This is a genomic window from Chryseobacterium nakagawai (genome assembly GCF_900637665.1).
Taxonomy (GTDB): Bacteria; Bacteroidota; Bacteroidia; order Flavobacteriales; family Weeksellaceae; genus Chryseobacterium; species Chryseobacterium nakagawai.
In genome coordinates, this window is record NZ_LR134386.1 from 1217412 (window position 1) to 1239591 (window position 22180).

24 protein-coding genes are annotated in these 22180 nt (G+C 34.8%); 5 read left to right on the forward strand and 19 right to left on the reverse strand.

Annotation, left to right across the window (positions count from 1 at the left end):
• Positions 1–67: 67 nt before the first annotated feature.
• The 3 genes from EL260_RS05510 to tsaD are packed head-to-tail and all read right to left on the reverse strand — an operon-like array spanning position 68 to position 2168.
• Positions 68–763, reverse strand: coding sequence for an RsmE family RNA methyltransferase (locus EL260_RS05510; RefSeq protein ID WP_123859210.1), 696 nt, complete (start codon positions 761–763; stop codon positions 68–70).
• The gene (locus tag EL260_RS05515; protein WP_123859211.1) at positions 760–1155 is read right to left on the reverse strand and encodes a hypothetical protein; all 396 of its coding nucleotides are present in this window, start codon (positions 1153–1155) and stop codon (positions 760–762) included. Before EL260_RS05515 ends, EL260_RS05510 begins: the two co-directional genes overlap by 4 nt.
• The gene (gene tsaD / locus EL260_RS05520; protein ID WP_123859212.1) at positions 1152–2168 is read right to left on the reverse strand and encodes a tRNA (adenosine(37)-N6)-threonylcarbamoyltransferase complex transferase subunit TsaD; all 1017 of its coding nucleotides are present in this window, start codon (positions 2166–2168) and stop codon (positions 1152–1154) included. Before tsaD ends, EL260_RS05515 begins: the two co-directional genes overlap by 4 nt.
• 4 nt (positions 2169–2172) lie before the next feature.
• Here tsaD and EL260_RS05525 point away from each other — a divergent pair, with 4 nt between their 5' ends.
• The 3 genes from EL260_RS05525 (at position 2173) to EL260_RS05535 (ending at position 8027) form a co-directional block, all read left to right on the forward strand.
• On the forward strand, positions 2173–6975 hold the full coding sequence (locus EL260_RS05525; protein ID WP_123859213.1) for a translocation/assembly module TamB domain-containing protein: 4803 nt from the start codon (positions 2173–2175) through the stop codon (positions 6973–6975).
• Between the two features lie 134 nt (positions 6976–7109).
• Positions 7110–7580, forward strand: a complete 471-nt coding sequence (locus tag EL260_RS05530; RefSeq protein WP_065400659.1) for an Lrp/AsnC family transcriptional regulator — start codon at positions 7110–7112, stop codon at positions 7578–7580.
• A 69-nt stretch (positions 7581–7649) separates the two neighbouring features.
• Positions 7650–8027, forward strand: a complete 378-nt coding sequence (locus EL260_RS05535) for a hypothetical protein (RefSeq protein WP_123859214.1) — start codon at positions 7650–7652, stop codon at positions 8025–8027.
• Positions 8028–8085: 58 nt separating this feature from the next.
• On the opposite strand, the gene gwsS is transcribed toward EL260_RS05535, so the two are convergent.
• The 4 genes from gwsS to EL260_RS05555 form a co-directional block, all read right to left on the reverse strand.
• Positions 8086–9165, reverse strand: coding sequence for a grasp-with-spasm system SPASM domain peptide maturase (gwsS, locus tag EL260_RS05540; protein ID WP_123859215.1), 1080 nt, complete (start codon positions 9163–9165; stop codon positions 8086–8088).
• Positions 9166–9340: 175 nt separating this feature from the next.
• The gene (gene gwsG / locus EL260_RS05545) at positions 9341–10243 is read right to left on the reverse strand and encodes a grasp-with-spasm system ATP-grasp peptide maturase (RefSeq protein WP_123859216.1); all 903 of its coding nucleotides are present in this window, start codon (positions 10241–10243) and stop codon (positions 9341–9343) included.
• Between the two features lie 43 nt (positions 10244–10286).
• Positions 10287–11177 carry a hypothetical protein gene (locus EL260_RS05550; RefSeq protein WP_123859217.1) on the reverse strand — a complete coding sequence of 297 codons (891 nt, stop codon included), beginning with the start codon at positions 11175–11177 and terminating at the stop codon, positions 10287–10289.
• Positions 11178–11265: 88 nt separating this feature from the next.
• Positions 11266–11463 (reverse strand): grasp-with-spasm system A modified peptide, encoded by a 198-nt coding sequence (locus tag EL260_RS05555; protein WP_123859218.1) that lies wholly within the window; start codon positions 11461–11463, stop codon positions 11266–11268.
• Between the two features lie 947 nt (positions 11464–12410).
• Here EL260_RS05555 and EL260_RS05560 point away from each other — a divergent pair.
• Together EL260_RS05560 and EL260_RS05565 are read left to right on the forward strand one after the other, a co-directional pair.
• Positions 12411–12890, forward strand: coding sequence for a hypothetical protein (locus tag EL260_RS05560; RefSeq protein WP_123859219.1), 480 nt, complete (start codon positions 12411–12413; stop codon positions 12888–12890).
• A complete protein-coding gene (locus EL260_RS05565; RefSeq protein ID WP_232534823.1) occupies positions 12868–13386 on the forward strand; it encodes a hypothetical protein in 519 nt (172 codons plus the stop codon). The genes EL260_RS05560 and EL260_RS05565 overlap by 23 nt, the downstream gene beginning before the upstream one ends.
• 209 nt (positions 13387–13595) lie before the next feature.
• Here the strand turns inward: EL260_RS05565 and EL260_RS05570 are convergent, their stop codons facing one another.
• The 12 genes from EL260_RS05570 to EL260_RS05625 all read right to left on the reverse strand — a co-directional run bounded on the left by EL260_RS05570 (position 13596) and on the right by EL260_RS05625 (position 22112).
• A complete protein-coding gene (locus EL260_RS05570) occupies positions 13596–14543 on the reverse strand; it encodes a transketolase family protein (RefSeq protein WP_123859220.1) in 948 nt (315 codons plus the stop codon).
• A 41-nt stretch (positions 14544–14584) separates the two neighbouring features.
• Complete coding sequence (locus EL260_RS05575) at positions 14585–15439, reverse strand: transketolase (protein ID WP_394343543.1); 855 nt, start codon at positions 15437–15439, stop codon at positions 14585–14587.
• Between the two features lie 107 nt (positions 15440–15546).
• Positions 15547–16065 carry a hypothetical protein gene (locus EL260_RS05580; RefSeq protein ID WP_123859222.1) on the reverse strand — a complete coding sequence of 173 codons (519 nt, stop codon included), beginning with the start codon at positions 16063–16065 and terminating at the stop codon, positions 15547–15549.
• A 27-nt stretch (positions 16066–16092) separates the two neighbouring features.
• A complete protein-coding gene (locus EL260_RS05585; RefSeq protein WP_123859223.1) occupies positions 16093–16782 on the reverse strand; it encodes an SGNH/GDSL hydrolase family protein in 690 nt (229 codons plus the stop codon).
• A 27-nt stretch (positions 16783–16809) separates the two neighbouring features.
• Positions 16810–18369 carry a sodium:solute symporter gene (locus tag EL260_RS05590; protein ID WP_123859224.1) on the reverse strand — a complete coding sequence of 520 codons (1560 nt, stop codon included), beginning with the start codon at positions 18367–18369 and terminating at the stop codon, positions 16810–16812.
• Between the two features lie 446 nt (positions 18370–18815).
• Positions 18816–19103: a GNAT family N-acetyltransferase gene (locus EL260_RS05595; RefSeq protein WP_002984420.1), complete on the reverse strand. Its 288-nt coding sequence runs from the start codon at positions 19101–19103 to the stop codon at positions 18816–18818.
• Between the two features lie 3 nt (positions 19104–19106).
• Positions 19107–19502, reverse strand: coding sequence for an OsmC family protein (locus EL260_RS05600; RefSeq protein ID WP_123859225.1), 396 nt, complete (start codon positions 19500–19502; stop codon positions 19107–19109).
• The gene (locus tag EL260_RS05605) at positions 19502–19720 is read right to left on the reverse strand and encodes a (4Fe-4S)-binding protein (RefSeq protein ID WP_123859226.1); all 219 of its coding nucleotides are present in this window, start codon (positions 19718–19720) and stop codon (positions 19502–19504) included. The genes EL260_RS05600 and EL260_RS05605 overlap by 1 nt, the downstream gene beginning before the upstream one ends.
• Position 19721: 1 nt before the next feature.
• Complete coding sequence (locus EL260_RS05610; RefSeq protein WP_123859227.1) at positions 19722–20300, reverse strand: TMEM175 family protein; 579 nt, start codon at positions 20298–20300, stop codon at positions 19722–19724.
• Complete coding sequence (locus EL260_RS05615; protein ID WP_123859228.1) at positions 20293–20832, reverse strand: NADPH-dependent FMN reductase; 540 nt, start codon at positions 20830–20832, stop codon at positions 20293–20295. The genes EL260_RS05610 and EL260_RS05615 overlap by 8 nt, the downstream gene beginning before the upstream one ends.
• A 20-nt stretch (positions 20833–20852) precedes the next feature.
• Positions 20853–21752 (reverse strand): pirin family protein, encoded by a 900-nt coding sequence (locus EL260_RS05620; RefSeq protein ID WP_123859229.1) that lies wholly within the window; start codon positions 21750–21752, stop codon positions 20853–20855.
• A 48-nt stretch (positions 21753–21800) separates the two neighbouring features.
• On the reverse strand, positions 21801–22112 hold the full coding sequence (locus tag EL260_RS05625; protein WP_123859230.1) for a GNAT family N-acetyltransferase: 312 nt from the start codon (positions 22110–22112) through the stop codon (positions 21801–21803).
• Positions 22113–22180: the final 68 nt, after the last annotated feature.

Consider the following 22180-nt stretch of genomic DNA (forward strand, 5'->3'; position numbering starts at 1 on the left):
ATGAGATTCTTCCTTCGTCAGAATGACAGTGAGCATAAAATTATATAACTGCCATGGCACTGTAAACCTATATCATATTGTAATAATTCCACGCAGCTACAAATACGCCTGCAGTTTCAGTTCTCAACCTTTGACTTCCTAATGAAACCGCTTTGATCTTATGTTCAGCCAAAAATTCAATTTCCTTTTCAGAAAAATCCCCTTCAGGACCAATTAGAAAAGTAATCTTTTCCATTTTTGGAATACTTTTAAGTTCCATTCGTTCCAGATTTTCATGACAGTGCGCCACAAAAGTGTTTTCAGGATGAATGTCTTTTAAAAAATCACTCAGCTTTACAGTATCATTAATAATGGGAAAATAAAATCTCAAACTTTGTTTTGACGCAGCAATAGCTTGTTTTCTAATCTTATCGATATTAATGTTTTTCCGTTCCGTTTTTTCTGTCGCAATAATGCTGATTTCCGAGATTCCCATTTCAACAGCTTTCTCCACGAAAAATTCTATACGGTCAATATTTTTTGTGGGGGCAATAGCAATATGAAGTTTAGGAGTAAAGTCCAAAAGATCATTTTGGATTTCTGAAACCTCGATACCCGCTTTTTTCCCTTCTATAACCAGTTTTCCTGAAGCCAGTGCTCCTTTTCCATTTGTTACATGGATATCTTCACCTTCTTTCATTCGAAGAACTTTCACAATATGCTGTTGCTCTTCATCATTGATGATCACTTTATCCCCTGTTATTTCTCCGTAGAATAATTTCATATATCCTGAGTTAAGAATGCAACTCCTGTTTTTATAGTTGTGTAAATATCTGTATCACATTCACGGTAACTGCACATGTATATTTCTTCAATCCACTTATTGTTAATGAAAATCAGGTTTAAATATTCCTGCTTTCTTAAGTTATTTTTTATGGATAAATAATCTCCTTCTTTGGGAGTATAAGGGAAACTAAAAACGTTTTCCGAATTGATTTTCTCAAGAACTTCCTCTTTTACATCCTGGATGTATCCTGTTTCAGAACTTGATGGGAAATAATCATCAGCATCTTCTGAACTTTCATTTTTTCCTGTAACGGTTTCTAATACCCAATAATATTTTGAGTTCTTTTTAGAATGTGTTCCCAGTACTTTTTCTTCTAAGAGTATTTTCATAAGTCGTATTTTGCTGTAGCAGAAGTTCTCAGGTCAGTAAATTCACCTCTTTCAAATTTCAGTTGTGCTACCATGGCAATCATCGCTGCATTATCGGTAGTATATTCAAACTTTGGAATGTAGATATTCCAGCCTAATCTTTCTTTGTTGTCTTCCATAGCCTTTCTTAATGCAGAATTGGCAGAAACCCCACCTGCAATGGCCACATCTTTTACATCAAGATCTTTAGCTGCTTTTTCAAGCTTATTCATTAGGATCTCAATAATACATTTCTGTACAGAAGCACAAAGGTCGTTGAGGTTTTCCTTAATGAAATCCGGATTTTTTCTAACTTCCTTCTGAATGAAGTATAAAACGGATGTTTTAATTCCACTGAAAGAGTAGTCGTAGTTCTCCAACTTTGGTTTATTGAACTTAAAAGCATCAGGATTTCCTTCTTTGGCAAGCCTGTCGATAATTGGTCCCGCTGGATAGTCCAGATCGAAGATTTTTCCAATTTTATCAAAAGCCTCTCCGGCAGCATCATCCGTTGTTTTCCCGATAATTTCCATATCAAAATAGTCCTTTACCAAAACAATCATGGTATGGCCACCACTTACGGTAAGGCATAGAAAAGGAAAAGTAGGCGGCACAGGATTTGCATCCTCGATGAAATGGGCCAGAATGTGAGCTTGAAGGTGATTAACTTCAATTAACGGAACATTAAGACTCATAGCCAGAGATTTAGCAAATGATGTTCCTACAAGAAGTGATCCCAAAAGTCCGGGGCCGCGTGTAAATCCTATAGCAGAGATTGCATTTTGTTGTATATTTGCTTTGGTAAAAGATTTTTCAACAACGGGGATTATATTTTGTTGATGGGCTCGCGAAGCCAATTCAGGAACCACGCCTCCATATTCTTTATGGATAGCCTGGTTCGCAGCAATATTTGAAAGAATAGAATTCCCCTTGATGATAGCTGCTGAGGTGTCGTCGCAAGACGATTCAATACCTAAAATTATAGAGTCGCTCATAATAATGGCAAAGTTAGAGAATAATAACGAGAATGAGAATAAAAAATCAGTAGCTGAAAACCTAGGGGATCAGGTACAGAAGACTGTTGAAAATGTAGAGGGAAAGGTACGGGAAACTGTAAAAGAGGCATCTGAACTAGCTTCAGACGCAATCAATCACCCTGTAGAAACCGCTGAAGAGTTTGGTAAACAGGCTATAAAGGATGTCACCAGCTATACCTGGTGGGCAAAGCTTCTCCTTATTCTTTTTTGGTTGGGCATTTTTCTTGTTGGAGGAATACTGATTACCATCAACCTTCCGGTTACCAAGCAATGGGCAGCAGATCAGGCTTTGAAGCTTGTAAACAATGATTTTAAATCCGGATTTTCTACCGAAAGTGTAGATGTCAACTATTTTGGAGATGTTACCATAAAAGGATTAAAAGTAAAAGATTATAAAGGGTTAGATTTTATTCAGGCTCGTGAATTTCGTGCAGATTCAGATTGGATATCTCTTGCAGCGAATGCCATTTCCGGAAAAAGCAATTCTTTAAGCTTTAATTCCCTTACCCTTGTAAATGCAGAGATAAAGGTCATTACCTATAAAGGGGACAGTATCTCCAACTTTGTCCGATTCACAGAATTATTTGATGACGGGAAGAAAAGAGATCCTAAAAAACCTCCTTTCCAGCTGAATTCAAGAGTACAGATCATAGATTCTAAAGTATCTATTGTTAATGAAAACTCTGAGGGAGATCATGGAAAATGGCTTACCGCCACAAAATTTAATTTAAAAGCTCCCAATGTTAAGGTCGTTGGTCCCAATATTACAGCACTTATTAATAATATGTCTTTTGTAACCTCCAGATGGGGAAAATCTCATATTGTAGATACCTTTTCAACAGAATTGTCTTTAACCAAACAGTTTTTATCATTAAAAGATCTTACTTTAAATACAGATCATACTTTGCTTCAGGGAGATATAAAATTCAATCTTCATGATGGTTCATGGGCAGATTTTGCAGATAAGGTTCGATGGGATATGAATATTAATCAAGGGAGCCAGGTGAGCGGATATGATATCCGTTATTTTGTAACCAACTGGGATAATATTAAGCCGTTCAACCTTTCAGGAAAAATGACAGGTCCTTTAAATAAATTCCATTTAGAGAACTTCCTGATCAGAAATCCTGATGTGAATATTGCCACCAAAACCATGAAGGTTGATAATTTGCTAAACGGTCACTTTTCTATTGAAACAAAAGATCTTTCTACCGATTTTACCTATAAAGATCTGAAGGCAATGATGCCTACATTCATCTCCAGCAAGATGAAAAATTTTGCAGATGATTTTGGAAAACTGAAGTATAATGGAACTGCTAAAGTAAATCCAGACCAAATCTATGTAGATAATGGAAATTTAATGACGGGAATAGGACAGGCAAAAATTTCTAAGCTTTCTTTAACAGGATACAGTACAGCAATGCCTAAATATTCAGGCCGCCTTGAGGTAAAAGACCTTAATACTTCTGTGATTACTAAGAATAAATCAGTTGGACTGATTTCCGGTAATTTTGATCTCAATGGGCAGAGTTTTGATGTAAATACAATGCGTCTTACCACCAAATCTCAGATTACCAGCATTGAAATTATGGATAAGGTCATCAATAATCTCTATTTGGACGGACTGTTAGATCACAAGAAGTACAATGGACTGATTACGGTTAACGATGAGCAAGCAAAAGCGACGATTAAAGGTTTAATAGATTTCAGTACCTCCAAAATTGCAATGGATGTTAATGCAGATGTTACTCTGCTAAACATGAATTATTTCACTAATAAACCTGGCAGCCAGATAGTAAGTGGACAGGTTGAAGGTAAAATGTCTATGTCATCCATTAATGATCTTACATTGGACGTTAATGCCAATAACCTTCATTTTGCAACGGCTACACAGAAATATGATATCCCTACAGCAAAATTAAAAACTTTCATTGAAGCCGGAGGACGTGTTATTGATGTGGATGCACCGGGAGCAGCTAACGGAAAGATTTCGGGTAAATATAATCTGGCGGATCTTGTAGGAATGGTAGAAAATGGAGTAGGAAGAATTCTTGTAGGGCCACCCCCAAGAAAATTATACAGAGGTCAGAATTTTGCTATGAAATTTGATGTTCAGCAAGGATTGGTTAATTATTTCTTACCAGATCTGAAATTGCCTAACGGAGCTATGGTTGAAGGTGAATATGATGGAGATTCAAATAATCTGATCCTAAATCTTGATGCAACTGCTCTGAAATATATTATGACCAAAGAAGAGGATATTACCGAGGCTGATAAAGCGTTAGCTTCTTCTAATCCTGACTATCAGGTCAACAACAGAAAGAACCTCAGCAGAGACAGTGCTATGGTAGACAGTGTTAAAGTGAGGATCAATACTGCGAACCTTGCTCAACAGGTGTATGCAAGAATCAATAGATTAGAATACAATAAAAATATCATTAAGGATTTTGAGCTTAAAGGGAACAACGAAAACGGAAATACCCTTCATCTTGCGACGGTGTTCAAGCATGGAAGCCCAGATGATGAAATTAATGAAAAGCTTAAGGAATATGCTATTAATGTAGATCAATCTACAGATGCAGCAGGTGATTATGTCTTTAGATTCGAACCTACGGAAGTTAAATTTAATGAAGTATCGTGGGCTATTGATACCAGTCCTGAGCTGAATCATTCCATTACTTACAGAAAGAATACCGGAGATTTTGATATCAGGAACCTTAGGGTTTATTCCGATAAAAGCGCATTGTTTATCAAAGAAGCCCAATTTAAATCTATTAAAGATTTCTATGTAGATGCTGATATCACTGATTTCTCAATAGAAAAACTGCTGGAAATGCAGTCCGGAGGTAATAGCATGGATATAAAAGGTCTGGCGAACGGAAGTGTAAAGATCAAGATGGATAAAAACACTTTACAGCCTTTGGTAGATCTTACTGTAGATGATATTAAAATGAACGGGAATGATATGGGAGATATTTCCATTTCAGCTACTAATGGATTCTCTCTGAATGTTTATGATATTGATGTAAAGGTTCATTCTGCAGGAGTATTAGGAAATAACAGTTTAAATCTTACAGGTACTGTTAATAACAATACAGCTTCTCCGGATATTGATCTTACGGCAGAAATGCGTGATTTTGATCTTTCATTTACTCAGCAATTCGTTCAGACTATTTTTGGAAATCTAAGAGGAAAAGCAACAGGTGATCTTAAGATTAACGGAAAGCTTAATAATCTTGATTATAGTGGTGATATTGCTTTAAAAGACTTCGGGTTGAAACTTCTGTTTACAGGGGTAGACTATTCATTTGATGATAATGTGATTCAATTAAGTAAAGGGCTTGCCATTCTCAACAATATTGAAGTGCATGACGGAAGATCCAATTCCAAAGGAAATATTTCCGGGGCGATTCGATTTGAAACACTTTCTTCAATGGGGATTGACCTGATCATGAGGGCAGATAACCTTTTGGTACTAAACTCTACCCAGAAAGATTCTGACCTGTTTTGGGGAAGAGTTTACGGACAGGGTGATTTGTACGTATCTGGTCCTGTATCTGGTTTAAGCATAAATACCCCAAATATGAAAGCGCTTAACGGAAGTACTTTCACTTTTAATTCAGCTTCCACTTCAAATGTTGAAGAGTTCAAGATGCTGAGATTCCTGAAAGAAGGAAAAGACGGATTGGTAACACTGGAAGATAAGAAAAAGACCGGTGCCAATATGAATATTGATTTCAATTTGGCGGTAGATAAAGGAACAACAGTAAATGTACTCATTGGAGATGATGTAGGAAACATTACTGTAAAAGGAGCAGCAGATCCGCTGAGATTCCACATGAACAGACAGGGGAATATTGCGATGAGTGGTACTTATAAGGTAGATAATGGAACATTTGTTTCTAAAGCAATTCTTAACAAAACCTTCCAGATTCAAAAAAACAGCAGCATCAGATGGGATGGTGATGCAATGAAACCGGCATTGGATATTACAGCCAATTATGTAAGAATGGTCTCCAATGCAGGAGAATATCTGAGTATGGGGAAACTACAGCCTATAAGTATCTTATTACAGGCTAATATTACTGAATCTCTTATAGATCCTAAAGTAGAATTGAATGTGACAGCGATGGATGTATCCAGCCAGGTGAGAGAAACTTTAGCCGCCAAAATGAGCCAGGAAGGAGAAAAAGTACTCCAGTTTGGTTCAGTTCTTCTATTAAGTACCTTCAATGTATCAAATACCGGTGGAGTAGATGTTAATGTAGGAAATGTAGCTGAATCTTCAGGATATAACATGCTTCTGAAACAGCTTGGTTCAGTTCTTAATACAATGAGTAATGAATTCCAAATTGACCTGAATTATGTAAAAGGTGATCAGAATTCCAATATTGGAGACCGAGCAAATGCAGGGGTCAGTGTTGCTCTTTCACCTAGGGTGAATATTAAGACCGGATTGGGAATTCCATTATCCAAAACCGAAGCAAGTACTACCGGCGGACAGAACAATTATCTTTCAGGAGAAGGTTCTATAGAGTATGATTTATCTAAAAAAAATGACGGTACTTTAGTGGTAAGAGGGTATTCTAAGCCTACTAATATTGGTATGATTAGTACAAACGGAACTGCTAATCAAGCCTATGGAGTAGGGGTGATGTGGAGTAAAAGCTTCAATTCTTTGTTTAAAAAGAAGAAAAAAGATAAAAAAGCACCCGCCGAGAAAACGGAAATAAAAACAGATTCTACAAAATCAAATGCTAAATAATCGGAATATTTTAATGATTTTTATCATCCGTGTTAATTATTGTTAATGTTTGATATATTTTTTTTAGTTAAATTATTTTTCGTAAATTTGCAAAAAATACATAGATTTTTTAAAGAAATTGTAATTTAACTAATATGAACTATCAACTGGACGAAATAGACAAGAAGATTCTTGATTTCTTAGTAGAAAACACAAGAATGCCTTTTACAGAGATTGCTAAGCAGATGGACGTTTCTGCTGGAACAATTCACGTAAGAGTGAAAAAGATGGAAGATGCAGGTATTATTTTGGGATCATCTCTAAACATCGATTATGGTAAGCTGGACTATCATTTTACAGCTTTCATCGGAATCCTTTTGACAAAATCAAACCGTACTCAGGAAGTATTGAAAGAGTTGTCAACTATTCCTAACGTAATCGAGGCTAGCGTTATTTCTGGAAAATATAATATTTTCTGTAAAGTAAGAGCTAAGAATACGGATGATGCTAAGAGAATTATCTATCAGATTGACGACATTCAGGACGTAATGAGAACTGAAAGTATGATTTCTATGGAAGAATTCCTAAGTGATAAAAATAGACTGATCAACGCGATCTCTATTTAATTCAAATTTTAAGCGAATAACTATAAAAGAACTTATGAAATCTCTCATAAGTTCTTTATTTTTGTACCTATGGAAGAATACAGCTATTTTGACGAAGATCCGAAGAAAGGATGGGGATTTGTATTGGCATTTGCTGCCTTAATGTTGTTTACCGTAATGGGATTGGGAATAGATGTTGATGAATATCTTCAGCATGAATATCTAGATATTCCCAGATGGTATTTTTATGTTATCTTTTCAATTGATGCACTCATGATGATTGGCTTGGTGCTGATGTTCTTTTACAAAAAAGTAGGAATTATTATGTTCCCTACCTTATTAGTACTGCATTTCTTTATGCATAATTATTATTTGTCAACCTTCCTGTATACGGATGTTACCAATCTTTTCCTTTTTACAGGTTTTGGAATGTTGGCCATTATTCCAAAGTGGAAATTTTTTAAATAAGGATTTTATAAATTTCTTATTTCTATATAAAAAATGGCTTTTAAACATTGTTTAAAAGCTATTTTACTTTCTGGAGTTCATAATAGGAGATAGCCTTCTGCTTCAGTGGGTTTTTACTCCATTCTTTCCATTCATTAGTATAAGGATTATAGCCGCATTTTAAAGGTTTTGATATATCTGTGTTTTCTGAAGTATAATGTGATCGTTCAGTATAAGCCCTACAATCTGTACAGATGTACCTGAATTCGCAGTCTTTACAGCCTTCTATGCTGTCTTTAGTAATATTCCAGTATTTCCTGAATCCTGGTTGAGCTAAAGCTTCCTCAAGACTGGTGTTTTTAATCTTTCCAAAGCTTTCCGGCATTAAAGGGCAGTTCTTAATGTTGCCTTCAATATCTATGCTGATCTTTTTATGCAGACAAGAGTTGTGATTAATGGCTTCCAGAACTTTAGTAAGATTGGTATTGAAATATTTCATATCTACCTTTCCACAAGAGGATATTTTTAGGTATTCTTTAGTGAAATGCACGGTAAATTTAAACTCGTCTTTTACTCTGAAGGGGGAGTGAGGACAATGGTAAAAAACAATATTGTAGATTCTTTTAACTCTTTGACTGATATATTGAATGTAGTCTTTATCAATATTGTTATGATACAGAGCGTATATTTCAATTCCAACCAAAGAAGAATTATCAAATATACTTTCAATTTTCAGAAAATCATTAATAGAAATTTTTTCTCTGTAAAAGATCGTAATATATTTCACATCTAAATTTTCTACAGAAGATTTTATTTTGCTAAGAACGGAAATGTTTTTGAGTTCGATAAAAATGTTGGAGAGGGTATTACAGTCATTGTAATCATGCGAAAGTGCTGGAAAGTTCTTATCCCAACCATTTAGAGTAATAAAGCCATATTCTTTTTCCAGTAGAATGTCTAGGTATTGATGGATAATTATCTTAGAGCTTTTCTCATATTTTGAAAGTATTTTTTCTATGGAAAATGTGCTCAATTCTTGTATGAGATCATAAAATTCCAGAGGGTATAATTCTGAAGAATTTCTCTGGAGGTCTGAGATCAGTATTCTATTGGCTCCTTTTGTAATCAGGATATTACTAAATAAGTTGAAATATTTCATAGCAGTCTGGAGAATGGTTTACAAGGTTTTTCTTTGATATAAAAATCTGTTTGGTATTTTTTACATATCGAATAATAAACTGAATTGCTGTCAAGCTTAGCAGAATTCTTGGTTTTGAAGATCTCAATATATTTGAAGGTGAGCGGCAGTTTATTTTTTTCTTTGTATAAATTTTTCATAAGTATTCAGCTATTTTTCTTTCTAATTGGTAGTTACAAGTATTTGATAATCCTAAAAATTGCCCTATGGGATTTATTTCCAGAAAATAAAATTTGTTTTCTTTTTTGATAAAGTCTATTGAACCGCAGTTGAGATCTAAGAATTGCATCAACAGGTGGATTTTTTCTTCAATGGATTTGGGAAGCTGATATGGAACATTTCTATTAGGCTTTTTATTATTATACTTTCGAAAATCTATTTCTGTTTGTTTGTCATTTTGTGAGAAGATAGCCATGGACCAACATTTTCCATCCAGATAAAAAGTTCTGATTTCAAAATCTTTTTCAATTTTTTCCTGAAAAAAAGTAATAAAAAAATCATTTTTTTCATGTTTTTCTACAATTGAGGTATACATAAAACCGCCGGAATCTTTTTTTATTTCATCCAAGATTACATTACCACCTATAGTTTTTACTATCATTTGATTAATCTCTACTTCATCGGTATTTTCAGCGAGAAAATATTCAGGAACCTCAAAACCTAACTCCTTGGCTTTTTCAAGCACAATAAGTTTGTTAATGTGGCATGTACTTTCTTTGTTTATATGTTTTTTTGATTCAAGAGTCATTCTAACATAATCTTCGAGCCAGTGCTGTGTTTCGTTCATATCAAGGTTTATTGAAACATTAGTATACTTTAAGCGTTTAAAATTTAATCTACCTCTTCTATACCATACGCTGTTAATTTCGTCGAGAAAAAAATGATTGTTGAGACTTTGTAAGAATATCCTTTTTTTTTGTGTTCTGATTTCAAATATCTCATCTTCATTAATACGAATAAATTTTTTCTTCATAATAACCAGATACCGGATAACTTCAGTTGTGGTAATTTCATTATTCTGGGAAATGATCAATATCATATGTGATTTTTATTATAATAGATTTTATTTTGAGGGCTGCTGGTTATTGTGTTTTTTGAAAATCTTTTGTAATGTTAGCAGATTGTTTAAGACTTGGAAAACCTATTGTTTTGCGGTTACGATTTATCCTTGCAGAATCAGATGCGTTAAAATCTGGTGTAGAGTAGTGTAAGAATATGCCATATTGAGTTTCTAGGTTATTAATATACTGATGTTTGTCAATCATTTCTATGTAATCTCTGGGAGTGCATTCACCGGACTGTACATATTCTAATAGTTTTGTCTTAAAGTATTCATAATGTTCATAACCTGCCATATGGTTGAGAAGTACGCCCATGGGCATAAAGGTTTCGTTATTGCCATAAAGACCAATTTTCTGAATTGACGGAAAACCATATATTTTTAAAGTCCATAATAATAGATTTGCATTTTTCACGTCGTTTACACTAATGATTGCACCAATACGATCATTATATTGATCTCTTTTAAATGCAGTACTGAAAGAATCTACTAATCCTTTATTAAGGCTTTTTTTCCACAGTACAATTTCCTGTTCTACCCGAGTGCTATCAATTCCATACTTTTTATACAGTTTGAAAAAATCTGAATCTACTCTTTTATATTTCCAATAAGGAGCAACTTGTACTATAAGCCTATAAAGACTTCTTTTTCCGCCAAAGCTTTTATTGAATTTATCAGAAAGTTTAATATAAGTTTCATATTCCTTAAGCCTGTCATTTTGTTGGGCCGAAGGATATTTTCTAAATAATTTTTTATACTGTTTAATGGTTGATAGGGTATCTTTATTTACTCTAAAACTGCTATCAATTGCATATACTTTATGGTAATAATTGATATAATTCACTTTTCTACTCCGGCAAGAAAAGAATAATAAGACACCAAGTAGTATAAAAGTATTTCTTATATAATTCATACTCCTATGTATTTTGACCGAATTTTTTATGTTTATTGCCTGTTAATCTGTCGAAACAATGGAGGGAGGTTCTCCCTCCATATATTAATTAATCTATTTCTAATGTTGCAACGTGCTGCCCGTCATTATACATTTTCGTATCACCAGTATTACCAGGATTTCCATTTGGTCCAGTTTCTGAAGTGGTTCTCACATTTGTTCCTCCTCCAAAAATAATTTTTGAATTACTCAACTTTTTGTTTTCCAAAGAAGAGAAATTTCTCTTCATTCCAATTAATTTTTTCATTTTTGATTGTTTTTTTTGGTTGTTAAATAAAATGTTTGTCATACAACCCCTGACATTGGGTGGTTTATTCTACTATTCAATTTGTACTGTACACATACAACTTAAATACAGAATATGTATCAACGTCGATATTTCAAAACTATAAATAATTAGATCACTTTAAGGTGATAATATTTGTAATTTACTTGTAGATTTTAAGATGGATTTCCGTAATGTGTACAGTAATTAAAGCCTTTGTACATATTTATACCATTAAATTTGAGAATGATTTAATGGTATTGTGGAAAATCAAAAAATAGTATAAAGTATTGTTTGATAAGGAAAAAAAGAAACCCAAAAAAGGAGAGTTAAAAAAAGTATTATTTTTTATTGTACATACATCGTATCCTCATACAATATGTATCGAATTTACATAAAGCTGTCCAAATAGGATATGGAAACTCGAAAAATGAGAGTAAAACTTTCATGGAATGGAACCGATAATGAGATGCCTCCTTTTTGTATCAATTCAATAGATGAAAAAAGCAAGGAAATGAAGCAAGGATACTGATGATCTTGAAATGAAGACAAGGGTTGTTGCCGGACCCTTACAACAGTTTCTAGACTGATAAGCTAATAGCTCCAGATCTGTTATGATGAACATTATTAATTTCTATCCGAGATTGTTATGTAAAAAGACTAGCCATAATCATGAAACTGGCTAGACCTTTTATAAATATAATACCTTGATTTAACAAGATAAAGGTAATTTTACCGCCCATTAAAAAAAGGAAATGAAGTAAAATAAATAATTGTCTCAGGCAGATCTTATTATAATAATAAGCTGATGATCTATTCTTATTTCTATTCATAATACTTCAATATTCTAAAAAAACTGTAGAACACTATTAATCCTAATCAGATTAATCTCAATAACAACTAAACCAAATATATATAAATAACTTATTATGAATTCGTATAAATTTTACAAACAGGAAGGGAACCAATATATTTTTAAAAATCAACCGGTTTTCGTATCTGTTTTATGTCTTTTCTTTTTAATAATAGCAGGATTGATCTTTAAAGATGTAAGAACCCTCAGCCTTATTCTTATTGCATTGGTGATACTTATCGCTATCAACTTTTTTACCAAAAAGTTTGTTATTGATATGGACCGAAAGACCATTACTGGTAAGCATACTATTTTTGTTCCGGCGCGGACTTATGATATAAAAGATTTTACCAATTTCCATGTTTTGGCCACAAAATATATGGGTTTTATTACCACCAATGTAGTGTTGTCTATTTACTTTGAAGTTGACGGAAAAGAGAAACATTTGACCATCGGACAAGCTTTAACACAAAAAGGAATACAAAAGATGGTAAATGAAACAGAAGACATTATGAAAATTAATGAGCAAAACCATGCAGGTAACAGATCGCTATAGATTTGAAGAGAATGGAAGTGAAATAAGCATTATGCCCAATTACAGCTTCCTTCGTACTTTAATTTGTTGGCTGACATTGGGAATTATTGCTCTTTTCGTAATGATTTATTACTTTATGGATAACATGTCTGCCGATCAATTTAAAATTGCCCTGGTGATATGGAGTATTTATATGATCTATTTTCTTTTTGATCTGTTTTTCAGAGTTCCTGTAAAATATATTTTTGATAAATCTGAGAAGTGTATTTATAGAAAATTGATTTTCTCCAAAAAGATCATGACTTTTGATGAAATGACCTATTTTATCAATGATGAAACAGGAGGATATTACTATTCCATCGGAAAGAAACGCAATCAGTTTGTGAAAAACTACAGAATCAGCAATTACTTTTCAGGCTCAAAAGCTTCTGACAGAAGACAAGAGGAGTATATCACAGAAATATTATGCCCAATCCTTATAGCGGCGGGAATTCCTTTGAATCAGACGGAATCATAAAAACAAAAAACAAGTAGGGTAAAAGCTACAACCATGACAACTATAAGTATAATCATTCTCCTTCAGTGGAGGGGTGGAGAAAATTCAAAGAATTTTTGACGGGGTGGCTAAAACATTGTACAAAACTCCAACATTGAATCGTGATTCAATAAAAGACTGCGGGCTGTTTCAAAGAAACAGCCTGCAGTTATTATAGTAAATGCTAATCATTAGTTAGCCAAAATTCTCTTTACAGCTTCTTTTACAGCTTCAGCATCAATCTTATACTTCTTCATCAATTCAGCAGGTGTTGCAGACTCTCCGAAAGTATCGTTTACCGCAACAAATTCCTGTCTTGTAGGTCTTTTTCTTGCAAGCATTCCCGCAACAGATTCACCTAAACCACCAAGATAGTTATGTTCTTCAGCAGTTACAATCTTACCTGTTTTTTCAACAGATTTTAAGATGATTTCTTCGTCAAGAGGCTTAATGGTGTGGATATTGATTACCTCACAAGAAATACCTTCTTTTTCAAGTTCGTCAGCAGCTACAAGAGATTCCCATACAAGGTGACCTGTTGCAACAATCGTTACATCGGTACCTTCCTGAAGCATAATTCCTTTTCCGATTTCGAAAGGCATATCTTCAGGGATGAATACAGGAACAGTAGGTCTACCAAATCTTAAATATACAGGACCTTCAAAATCAGCAATAGCAAGAGTAGCTGCTTTTGTCTGGTTGTAGTCACATGGGTTGATTACAGTCATTCCCGGAAGCATTTTCATCATCCCGATATCTTCCAATACCTGGTGAGTAGCTCCATCTTCTCCTAGCGTAAGACCTGCGTGAGATGCACAGATTTTTACATTTTTCCCGGAGTAAGCAATAGATTGACGAATTTGGTCATATACTCTTGAAGTAGAGAAGTTTGCGAAAGTTCCTGTGAAAGGAATTTTCCCTGTGATACTAAGACCTGCAGCAATACCCATCATGTTAGCTTCTGCAATACCTACCTGAATAAATCTTTCAGGAGCCTTCTCAATGAACTTCTCCATTTTCAAAGATCCGATAAGGTCTGCACAAAGTGCTACTACATTAGGGTTTTTGTCAGCAAGCTCAGCTAATCCGGCTCCGAATCCTGAACGTGTGTCCTTTTTTTCTGTATATGTATATTTCATTTTTATTTTTATTAATCGAGAGTTTAACTGATGGTTAGATGTTAGTAGTCAGCAGGAGCTTCTAAATACAATTGTTTGAATGCCGTTTCCAATTGCTCATCATTAGGAGCTTTACCATGCCAAGCGTGAGATCCCATCATGTAATCTACTCCAGAACCCATTTCTGTATGAAGCATGATCGCTACAGGTTTTCCTTTTCCAGTTTCAGCTTTTGCTCTTTCAAGAATACCGATGACAGCTTCAAGATCATTACCGTTCTTTTCTTCTAAAACGATCCAACCGAAAGCTTCAAGTTTAGCATGAAGATTTCCAAGGCTTAATACATCATCTGTATCACCGTCAATCTGACGTCCGTTGTAGTCGATAGTAGAAATAATGTTATCTACTTTTTTAGCAGCAGCAAACATCAGTGCTTCCCAGATCTGACCTTCCTGAAGTTCACCATCCCCGTGAAGAGTGTAAACAAGAGACTGATCTCCGTCCATTTTTTTACCTAGAGCAGCTCCTAACGCTACAGAAAGACCTTGTCCTAAAGAACCTGAAGCAATTCTGATTCCTGGAAGACCTTCGTGAGTAGTTGGGTGCCCCTGTAATCTTGAATCCAGTTTTCTGAAAGTCTTTAATTCTTCTACCGGGAAGAAATTGAATCTTGCCAAAGTAGAGTAGAAGACAGGAGAAATGTGTCCGTTAGATAAATAAAAATGATCTTCATTTTTGCCTTCCATCGTAAAAGGAAGATGATAGTTCATTACCTTTCCGTAAAGTGCTGTAAAGTACTCTGTACAGCCCAAGCTCCCTCCCGGGTGTCCTGAATTTACAGCGTGAACCATTCTTAAAATGTCTCTTCTGATCTGTGTAGTAAGAGATTTCAACTCTTCGATACTTTTACTCATTATATCTGATTTATTTGCACGCAAATTTACAATTTTTTACCGGCTTACGGAAATGCAAAAATCCGGATATGAAAACCCGGATTTTGATTGATTTGAATATCTTCAAGCTTTTAACAGCCTTCGTTGATATAAACTGTAATTTCTGTAACAATATTATTAACAAATTTAAATGTTAACTGGGTTCCGGCATCATAGTCCTCAATATTAAAGTATCCTGCATCTTTAATACGTTTGCCATTATCATCTACCTCCGGTCTAACACTGAATATTGGATAGTTCTTGTAAGCATTGATAAGTTCATCTCTGGTACTTCCAACACCCATCCCGCTTTTGGTTTTAAACTTCTTACTGGTGGTTGTCATTCCGGCAATGATAACAGCATTAGGTTTTGTTTCACCACCATAACCCTGGAAGACTTCAATATTAATAGTCTCTCCATTGTATTTTACAGTATTCTTTTGTTGTCCATCAGAAATTTTGATTATAGTCCCTGCTATTTTTTCTGCTTCACTTTTTTCCATGAAAATCTTGTAAGGCCCTATTCTTAAAGTAGACACTTCAAAATTCTCCTGAGCTGCTAGAGAACCGAATGTTAATACAAAGATGAAAAGTGAAATAATTTTTCTCATAGTTAATAGAATATATTTTTTGAATTTTTATTTTTTTCCTAATGTTTTATGGATTGCATTTTTAATCATGGGTTCCATGATGGCGTATCCTGCAGGAACCGGATGGATACCATCCTTTGAGAGTCCTTCACGCATCCCACCCTGTGCATCTCGCATCGCAGAATTATAATCTACAAACATGAGCTTGTTGTTACTTGCATATTGTTTTAATCTCTCATTCAAGGCGTCTACTTTTTGGGGAACATCCGTTATTTCTTTACGCCATGGAAATGCTGCTGCAGGCAATATGGAGGCAATGATTACTTTAATTCCGTTATTTTGAGCAATATCAGCCATGGCTTTGATATTATTAAAAGTGAAATTGGGATCATAAATGCCTGTATTCTGTGCAATATCATTGGTTCCTGCATTGATGATCACCAGCTTTGGTTTTAAAGCGACAACATCATTCTGAAAACGCAGCAGCATCTGTGAAGTAGTTTGCCCACTGATTCCTCTGCCTGTATAATTATTTTCAGAGAAAAATTCAGGATGACTTTTTACCCAACCTTCTGTAATAGAATTGCCCATAAAGACAACGTCCACTTTTTTCTTTGAACTTAAAATGCTTGTATTCTCATCTTTGTATTTTGTGAGATTGGCAAAATCAACAGCACTCTGAGCATTTATAAATGTACCTGCAAACAGGCTAAAAGTCAGAAAAATAAATAATTTCATTACTGATATTTTTGTGGTTACTTTCGATTAAACAACTCTCAAATGTTGCTTGTTTTTTACCATCCATAAGCCGATAAACGTAAGCAGCCCATTAAGGACGATAAGTTCCACTCCAATTCTGTAATCTGTATAAGTGGTTACTGCAAAATTGATTAAGTAAGTGATAATAGGTGCTAAAATGGTTACTGTAAGAATCGAATATTTTTTAGAAATCTGAAACTTCGTGAAAATTCCAAAAGCAAAAAGTCCTAGTAACGGCCCATAGGTATATCCGGCAATTTCCATAATCAGATAGACAATAGATTTGTCGTTCAATGCTTTAAATACCATAATTAATATGAAGAACATGACAGTGAATGTTAAATGCACTTTCATACGAAGTCTTTTCTTCTCTTTTTCAGTTTTTGTTTTATCCTCGTTAAGGTTTAATAAATCTACACAATACGAACTTGTTACCGCTGTTAATGCTCCATCCGCAGAAGGGAATAAAGCTGAAATTAGTCCGATAATGAAAATAACAGAAATAGCCATTGGGAAATATCCGTTGAGAGATAACGCTGGGAACAGGTCATCTCCCATAATATTTTTGATGTTTCCAGCAGCATCTTTGAAACCGAAAATGTTGCTCACAGGATCTGTTCCTGTAGTTCCATATTCTGCTCCATGTTGTAACGCAAAAAGGTAGAGAAGACCACCCAAAAATAAAAATGCAAGATTAACAAACAGAAGAGTTCCTGCGAAAGTTAACATGTTCTTCTTTGAGTTTTTAAGATTGTCTACAGAGATATTTTTCTGCATCATCTCCTGATCCAAACCGGTCATCGCAATGGTGATGAAAATTCCACCCAGGATGGTTTTAAGGAAAAACGTTTTGGAATTAGGATCAAAATTGATAAAGTGAGTGTAATTTTTCTGTTCTAAAATTGTATAGGCTTCACCAAAAGACAGGTTCAGGTTAGATAAAATATAAACAATACAAGCTACCAAACTGATAATCATGAAAGAGGTCTGTAAAGTATCTGTAATGACAATGGTTTTTACACCACCTTCAAAAGTATAGAGTAGAACCATCAGTAAAAGAACCATGGAAGTAACCCAAAACGGAACTCCTAATCCTTCTAGTAGGAAAAGTTGCAATACATTGACTACCAGGTACAATCTTGCAGTAGCTCCAATGGCTCTTGATATAATAAAGAATATCGATCCGATCTTATGGGCTTCCACATTGAATCTTTTCCCCAAATAGGTGTAAATGGAAGTAAGGTTCATCTTATAATACAGGGGCAGGAGGATGGCTGCAACAATAAAATACCCGATGAAGAATCCGATTACCATCATATAATATTCAAAACCTCCATAAATATATTCGGAACCGGTCATTTTCCCAACGGTTCCCGGAACTGAGATAAAAGTAACCCCACTTAAGCTGGTCCCTATCATTCCAAATGCAACGAGCCACCATTTACTTTTTTTATTACCGATAAAGAAAGACTGGTTGTCAGAATTTCGGCTGGTGAAATAAGAGATCACCAAAAGGCCGATAAAGTAGATAAAGACAAACAGCAAAAGGACAGTTCCTGGATTCATGCTTAGATTTTAAATTTTAGCAAATATATAAAAAAGAAGTATCGTGAACCGTGAATTTAGTTTAGAGACAATTTTTATATAATTACTCCGGGAAGCAACTTAAGATGGAGATGAAATATATGTTTTTCAAAAAGGCTAGTAGTTGGGAGCTGGAAGCAGGAAGTTATGACGCTTATAAAAGCAATTGTTTCTATGTTTTCATCATTTTTTTAGTGATAAAATACTTTTATCACTATACGTAACTTTAAGTTTTTGTTTTAAAATCCGATACTGTTTTCTAAACTCATGATAACAAGTTTGCTTTATCAAATTGATTTTGTGTTTAATATAATCCGAAATAAACTTTGCGCTCAATAACAACCTGATGTAGAAAATAAAAAAGTATTCATGAAAAAACCTTTCAGATCAGCTCTGAAAGGTTTGTATTGTAAGGGTAGAAACTGTGACTAATTCACCAAAACATCCTGTAATTCTTCGCTCTTTTGGAAACTGGCTTTAGCAAAAGGGCATAGCGGAATAATTTTTTTTCCGTTTTTTCTTGCAAAATCTACAGCAGCCAAAAGCATTTCCTTACCTACCCCTTTTCCGTTGTAGGCTTCTTCCACCTCGGTGTGGTCAATAATAAATCTTTCTTCTCCTGCCCAGGTGTACGTCATCATTCCTGCGCGTCTTCCATCTATGAAAGCTTCAAAACTTCCGTGTTTTTCGTCGTTGTTTTGTTTTACTTCGATCATGTTTTATGAGAATTTAGTTAATATTTCTATATCGTTGGTTAATATTTTGTGTACAGGACATGCATCAGCAATCGTGTGAAGTCTTTTCATTTGTTCAGGATCCAAAACCCCTTCAAAAGTAATATCTCTTTTGAAGATCGCTCTTTTGGTCAATGGATAATTTTCAAGTTCCACTTCTACATTGATGTTTTCTACATCCCATTCTTTTCTTTCAATATACATTCTTAAAGTAGCTGCCGTACAGCTTGCTAAAGAAGTAGCCAGAATTTCCATCGGATTGAACCCTTTATTTTGTCCACCTTTATCTAAAGGTTCGTCAGTAATGATTGTATTTTCACCGGCTGTTACCTCCGTATAATATTTTGTTTTTCCTAAACTTGCTTTTACCGTTACTGCCATTATTTTTCAGTATTGAATTTATAACTTAATGCTCCTGATGGGCATTGATCTATCTGTCTTTTCAGTTCTTCAGGGGTTGCATTGGTTGCTTTTATCCAAGGTCTTTCTTTCGGATTGTATACCTGAGGAAGCAGTTTTACACATACAGCCGAGTGGATACACTTCTGAGGCTGCCAGATGACAGTAATGTCGCCGTTGGGATATTCGTGTGTTTCCATATTAATTGTCTTTTAATGATTTTTCGATTCTTCTGTCCGGAATCAGCCATATAAGAGCCACAATGTAATAAAAACCTATGGCAATATAAGGATAAAAAAATGAAGTAGCGATTCCCAGAATATAAAATATAATGGATATATTCTCTTTATACTTTGAATGTATGGCCTCTTTCAATGGTGAATTTTCACCTTCACATCGGATAATAACATTTTCCAGAATGCTATAGGCTATGGCACATAAAACAAGTATGATACCATAGGTTGCTACAGGGTTTTCTGCAAAACCGGTAGTTCCGATCCATTCTGTAGCAATAGGCATCATGGAAAGCCAGAATAACAAATGAAGATTGGCCCAAAGAATACCTCCGTTTACTTTTTTTACCGTCTGAAATAAGTGATGATGATTATTCCAGTAAATTCCAACATAGATAAAACTGAAAATATATGCCAAAAATTTAGGGAGAAGGGGTTTGAGACTTGCCCAGCTACTTCCTTCCGGTACTTTCAGCTCAAGAACCATGATGGTAATGATGATGGCTAAAACACCATCACTGAATGCTTCTAGTCTTCCCTTAGTCATTGGTCTTAACACTATTTTTAAAGTTCTCAATTTTTGCCTTTAGCTCGCTCAGCATATCAGGATTGATAACTCCACTTTCAAGATCAAAATTCTCATAGAACTTAGGCAGTGAAAAAGTATCTTTGATATCTGCAGCGAACTGTGGAAAGAATGTTTTTGCCGTATTCATCACATTTCCACCACCATAACCACCTGGAGAAGTGCTCATCAGTAACATTGGCTTATTTTGAAATACCTTTACATTAATCCTTGAAGCCCAATCGAAAACATTTTTGAAAGCAGCACTGTACGATCTGTTATGCTCTGCCAGGGAACAAATAATGACATCACATTCCCCGATATTCTTTAAAAATTGGTGCGCTTCATCTGGAAAACCTTTCTTTTCGAGGTCTACGGAAAAAACAGGCATAGTGAAATCATTGAGGTCAATAAGGTTGATCTCTTCCTCCTGGAAATCTTTTAAAACAAACTTTACCAGCTCTCTGTTGATGGAAGTAGATGAGGTACTCCCTGCAAATGCGAATATTTTCATGGCTTTTCTATGAAATGGAATTACTTTCTGTTTAAAATTGACTTGGGTAGTGGAACATATTCCTGCTCATCACCTGGAACCAAAGGAAATGCATCATGATTCTGATCATTCCAGTTTACTTTAGCCTGGTCAATTATTTCTTTATCAGAGTTCACAAAATTCCAGAAGATAAAACGTTCCTCATCGAAAGGTTCGCCTCCGAAAAGGTATACCGTGCCATTTTCACTCATATCAAACTCACAAAGTTTAGTATCCTTTGCAATCATCAGCTGTTTTGAACCATAAGTATTCCCTTCAGTAGTGACCGTTCCGTCCAAAACATACATCGCCGCTTCCCCATAAAGATCTTTACCTATACTTATTTTCTTAGGCTCTTTGGTTTTTATTTCGATGAAAAATAATTTACTATGTACCGGAACAGGAGATGTTTTTCCAAATGCTTCACCCGCAATTAATTTATATTGAATTCCATCCTCTTCCCAAACCGGAATTTCATCTGCTTCAATATGATGGAAAGTAGGTTCAGACTGTTCAAGGTGTTTGGGTAAACCTACCCAGATCTGGAAACCGTGAAGTCTTTTATCGCTGTGTCTTAAATATTCCGGAGTTCTTTCAGAATGTACTACTCCTTTACCGGCAGTCATCCAGTTAACAGCTCCAGGTTTGATTTCAAAGGCGCTTCCAATACTGTCTCTGTGGAAAATAGAGCCTTCAAGCAAGTAAGTTAATGTAGATAGTCCGATATGTGGATGGGGAGGGACATCAAGGTTTTGATAATCTTTTAATTCAGAAGGTCCCATATGGTCAATAAAAACAAATGGTCCTACAGCTCTTTTTTCACGAAATGGGAGAAGTCTTCCTACCAGAAAGTTTCCGATGTCGGCGGCTTTTTCTTCAATAATAAGTCCAATATTTGACATAATGATGTAATGCTTTTAATGTTTGTTTAAATAAATGTTGATGAAGATCTAAAGTTTATCGTATCCGTTAAATTTTTCATCTACGATACGTTTCCATTCAGGATGTTTTTTGATAAAGGCAAAAACATACGGACAGAACGGAAGGAGCTTTTTACCGCTTTCTTCAATATAGTTCAGGGTCTTTTCCACTACAGCAGCAGCTGCACCTGTGCCTGCCAGTTCAGGTTCTGCCTCAGTGTGTATTAATGAAATTTGGTGAGACGTTTCACGATAATCAATAAAAGCATAGTGTCCGTTAAGTTCTATTTCAAATCTTTTATCGGTTTTTACAAGGGGTATGTTTTCAAATTCTGGTTTCATAATTTTTGTATTAAGGTTGATGAATGGGCTTCGTGTTTAAAGCGATCAATATCTTTTGTTTTTATATA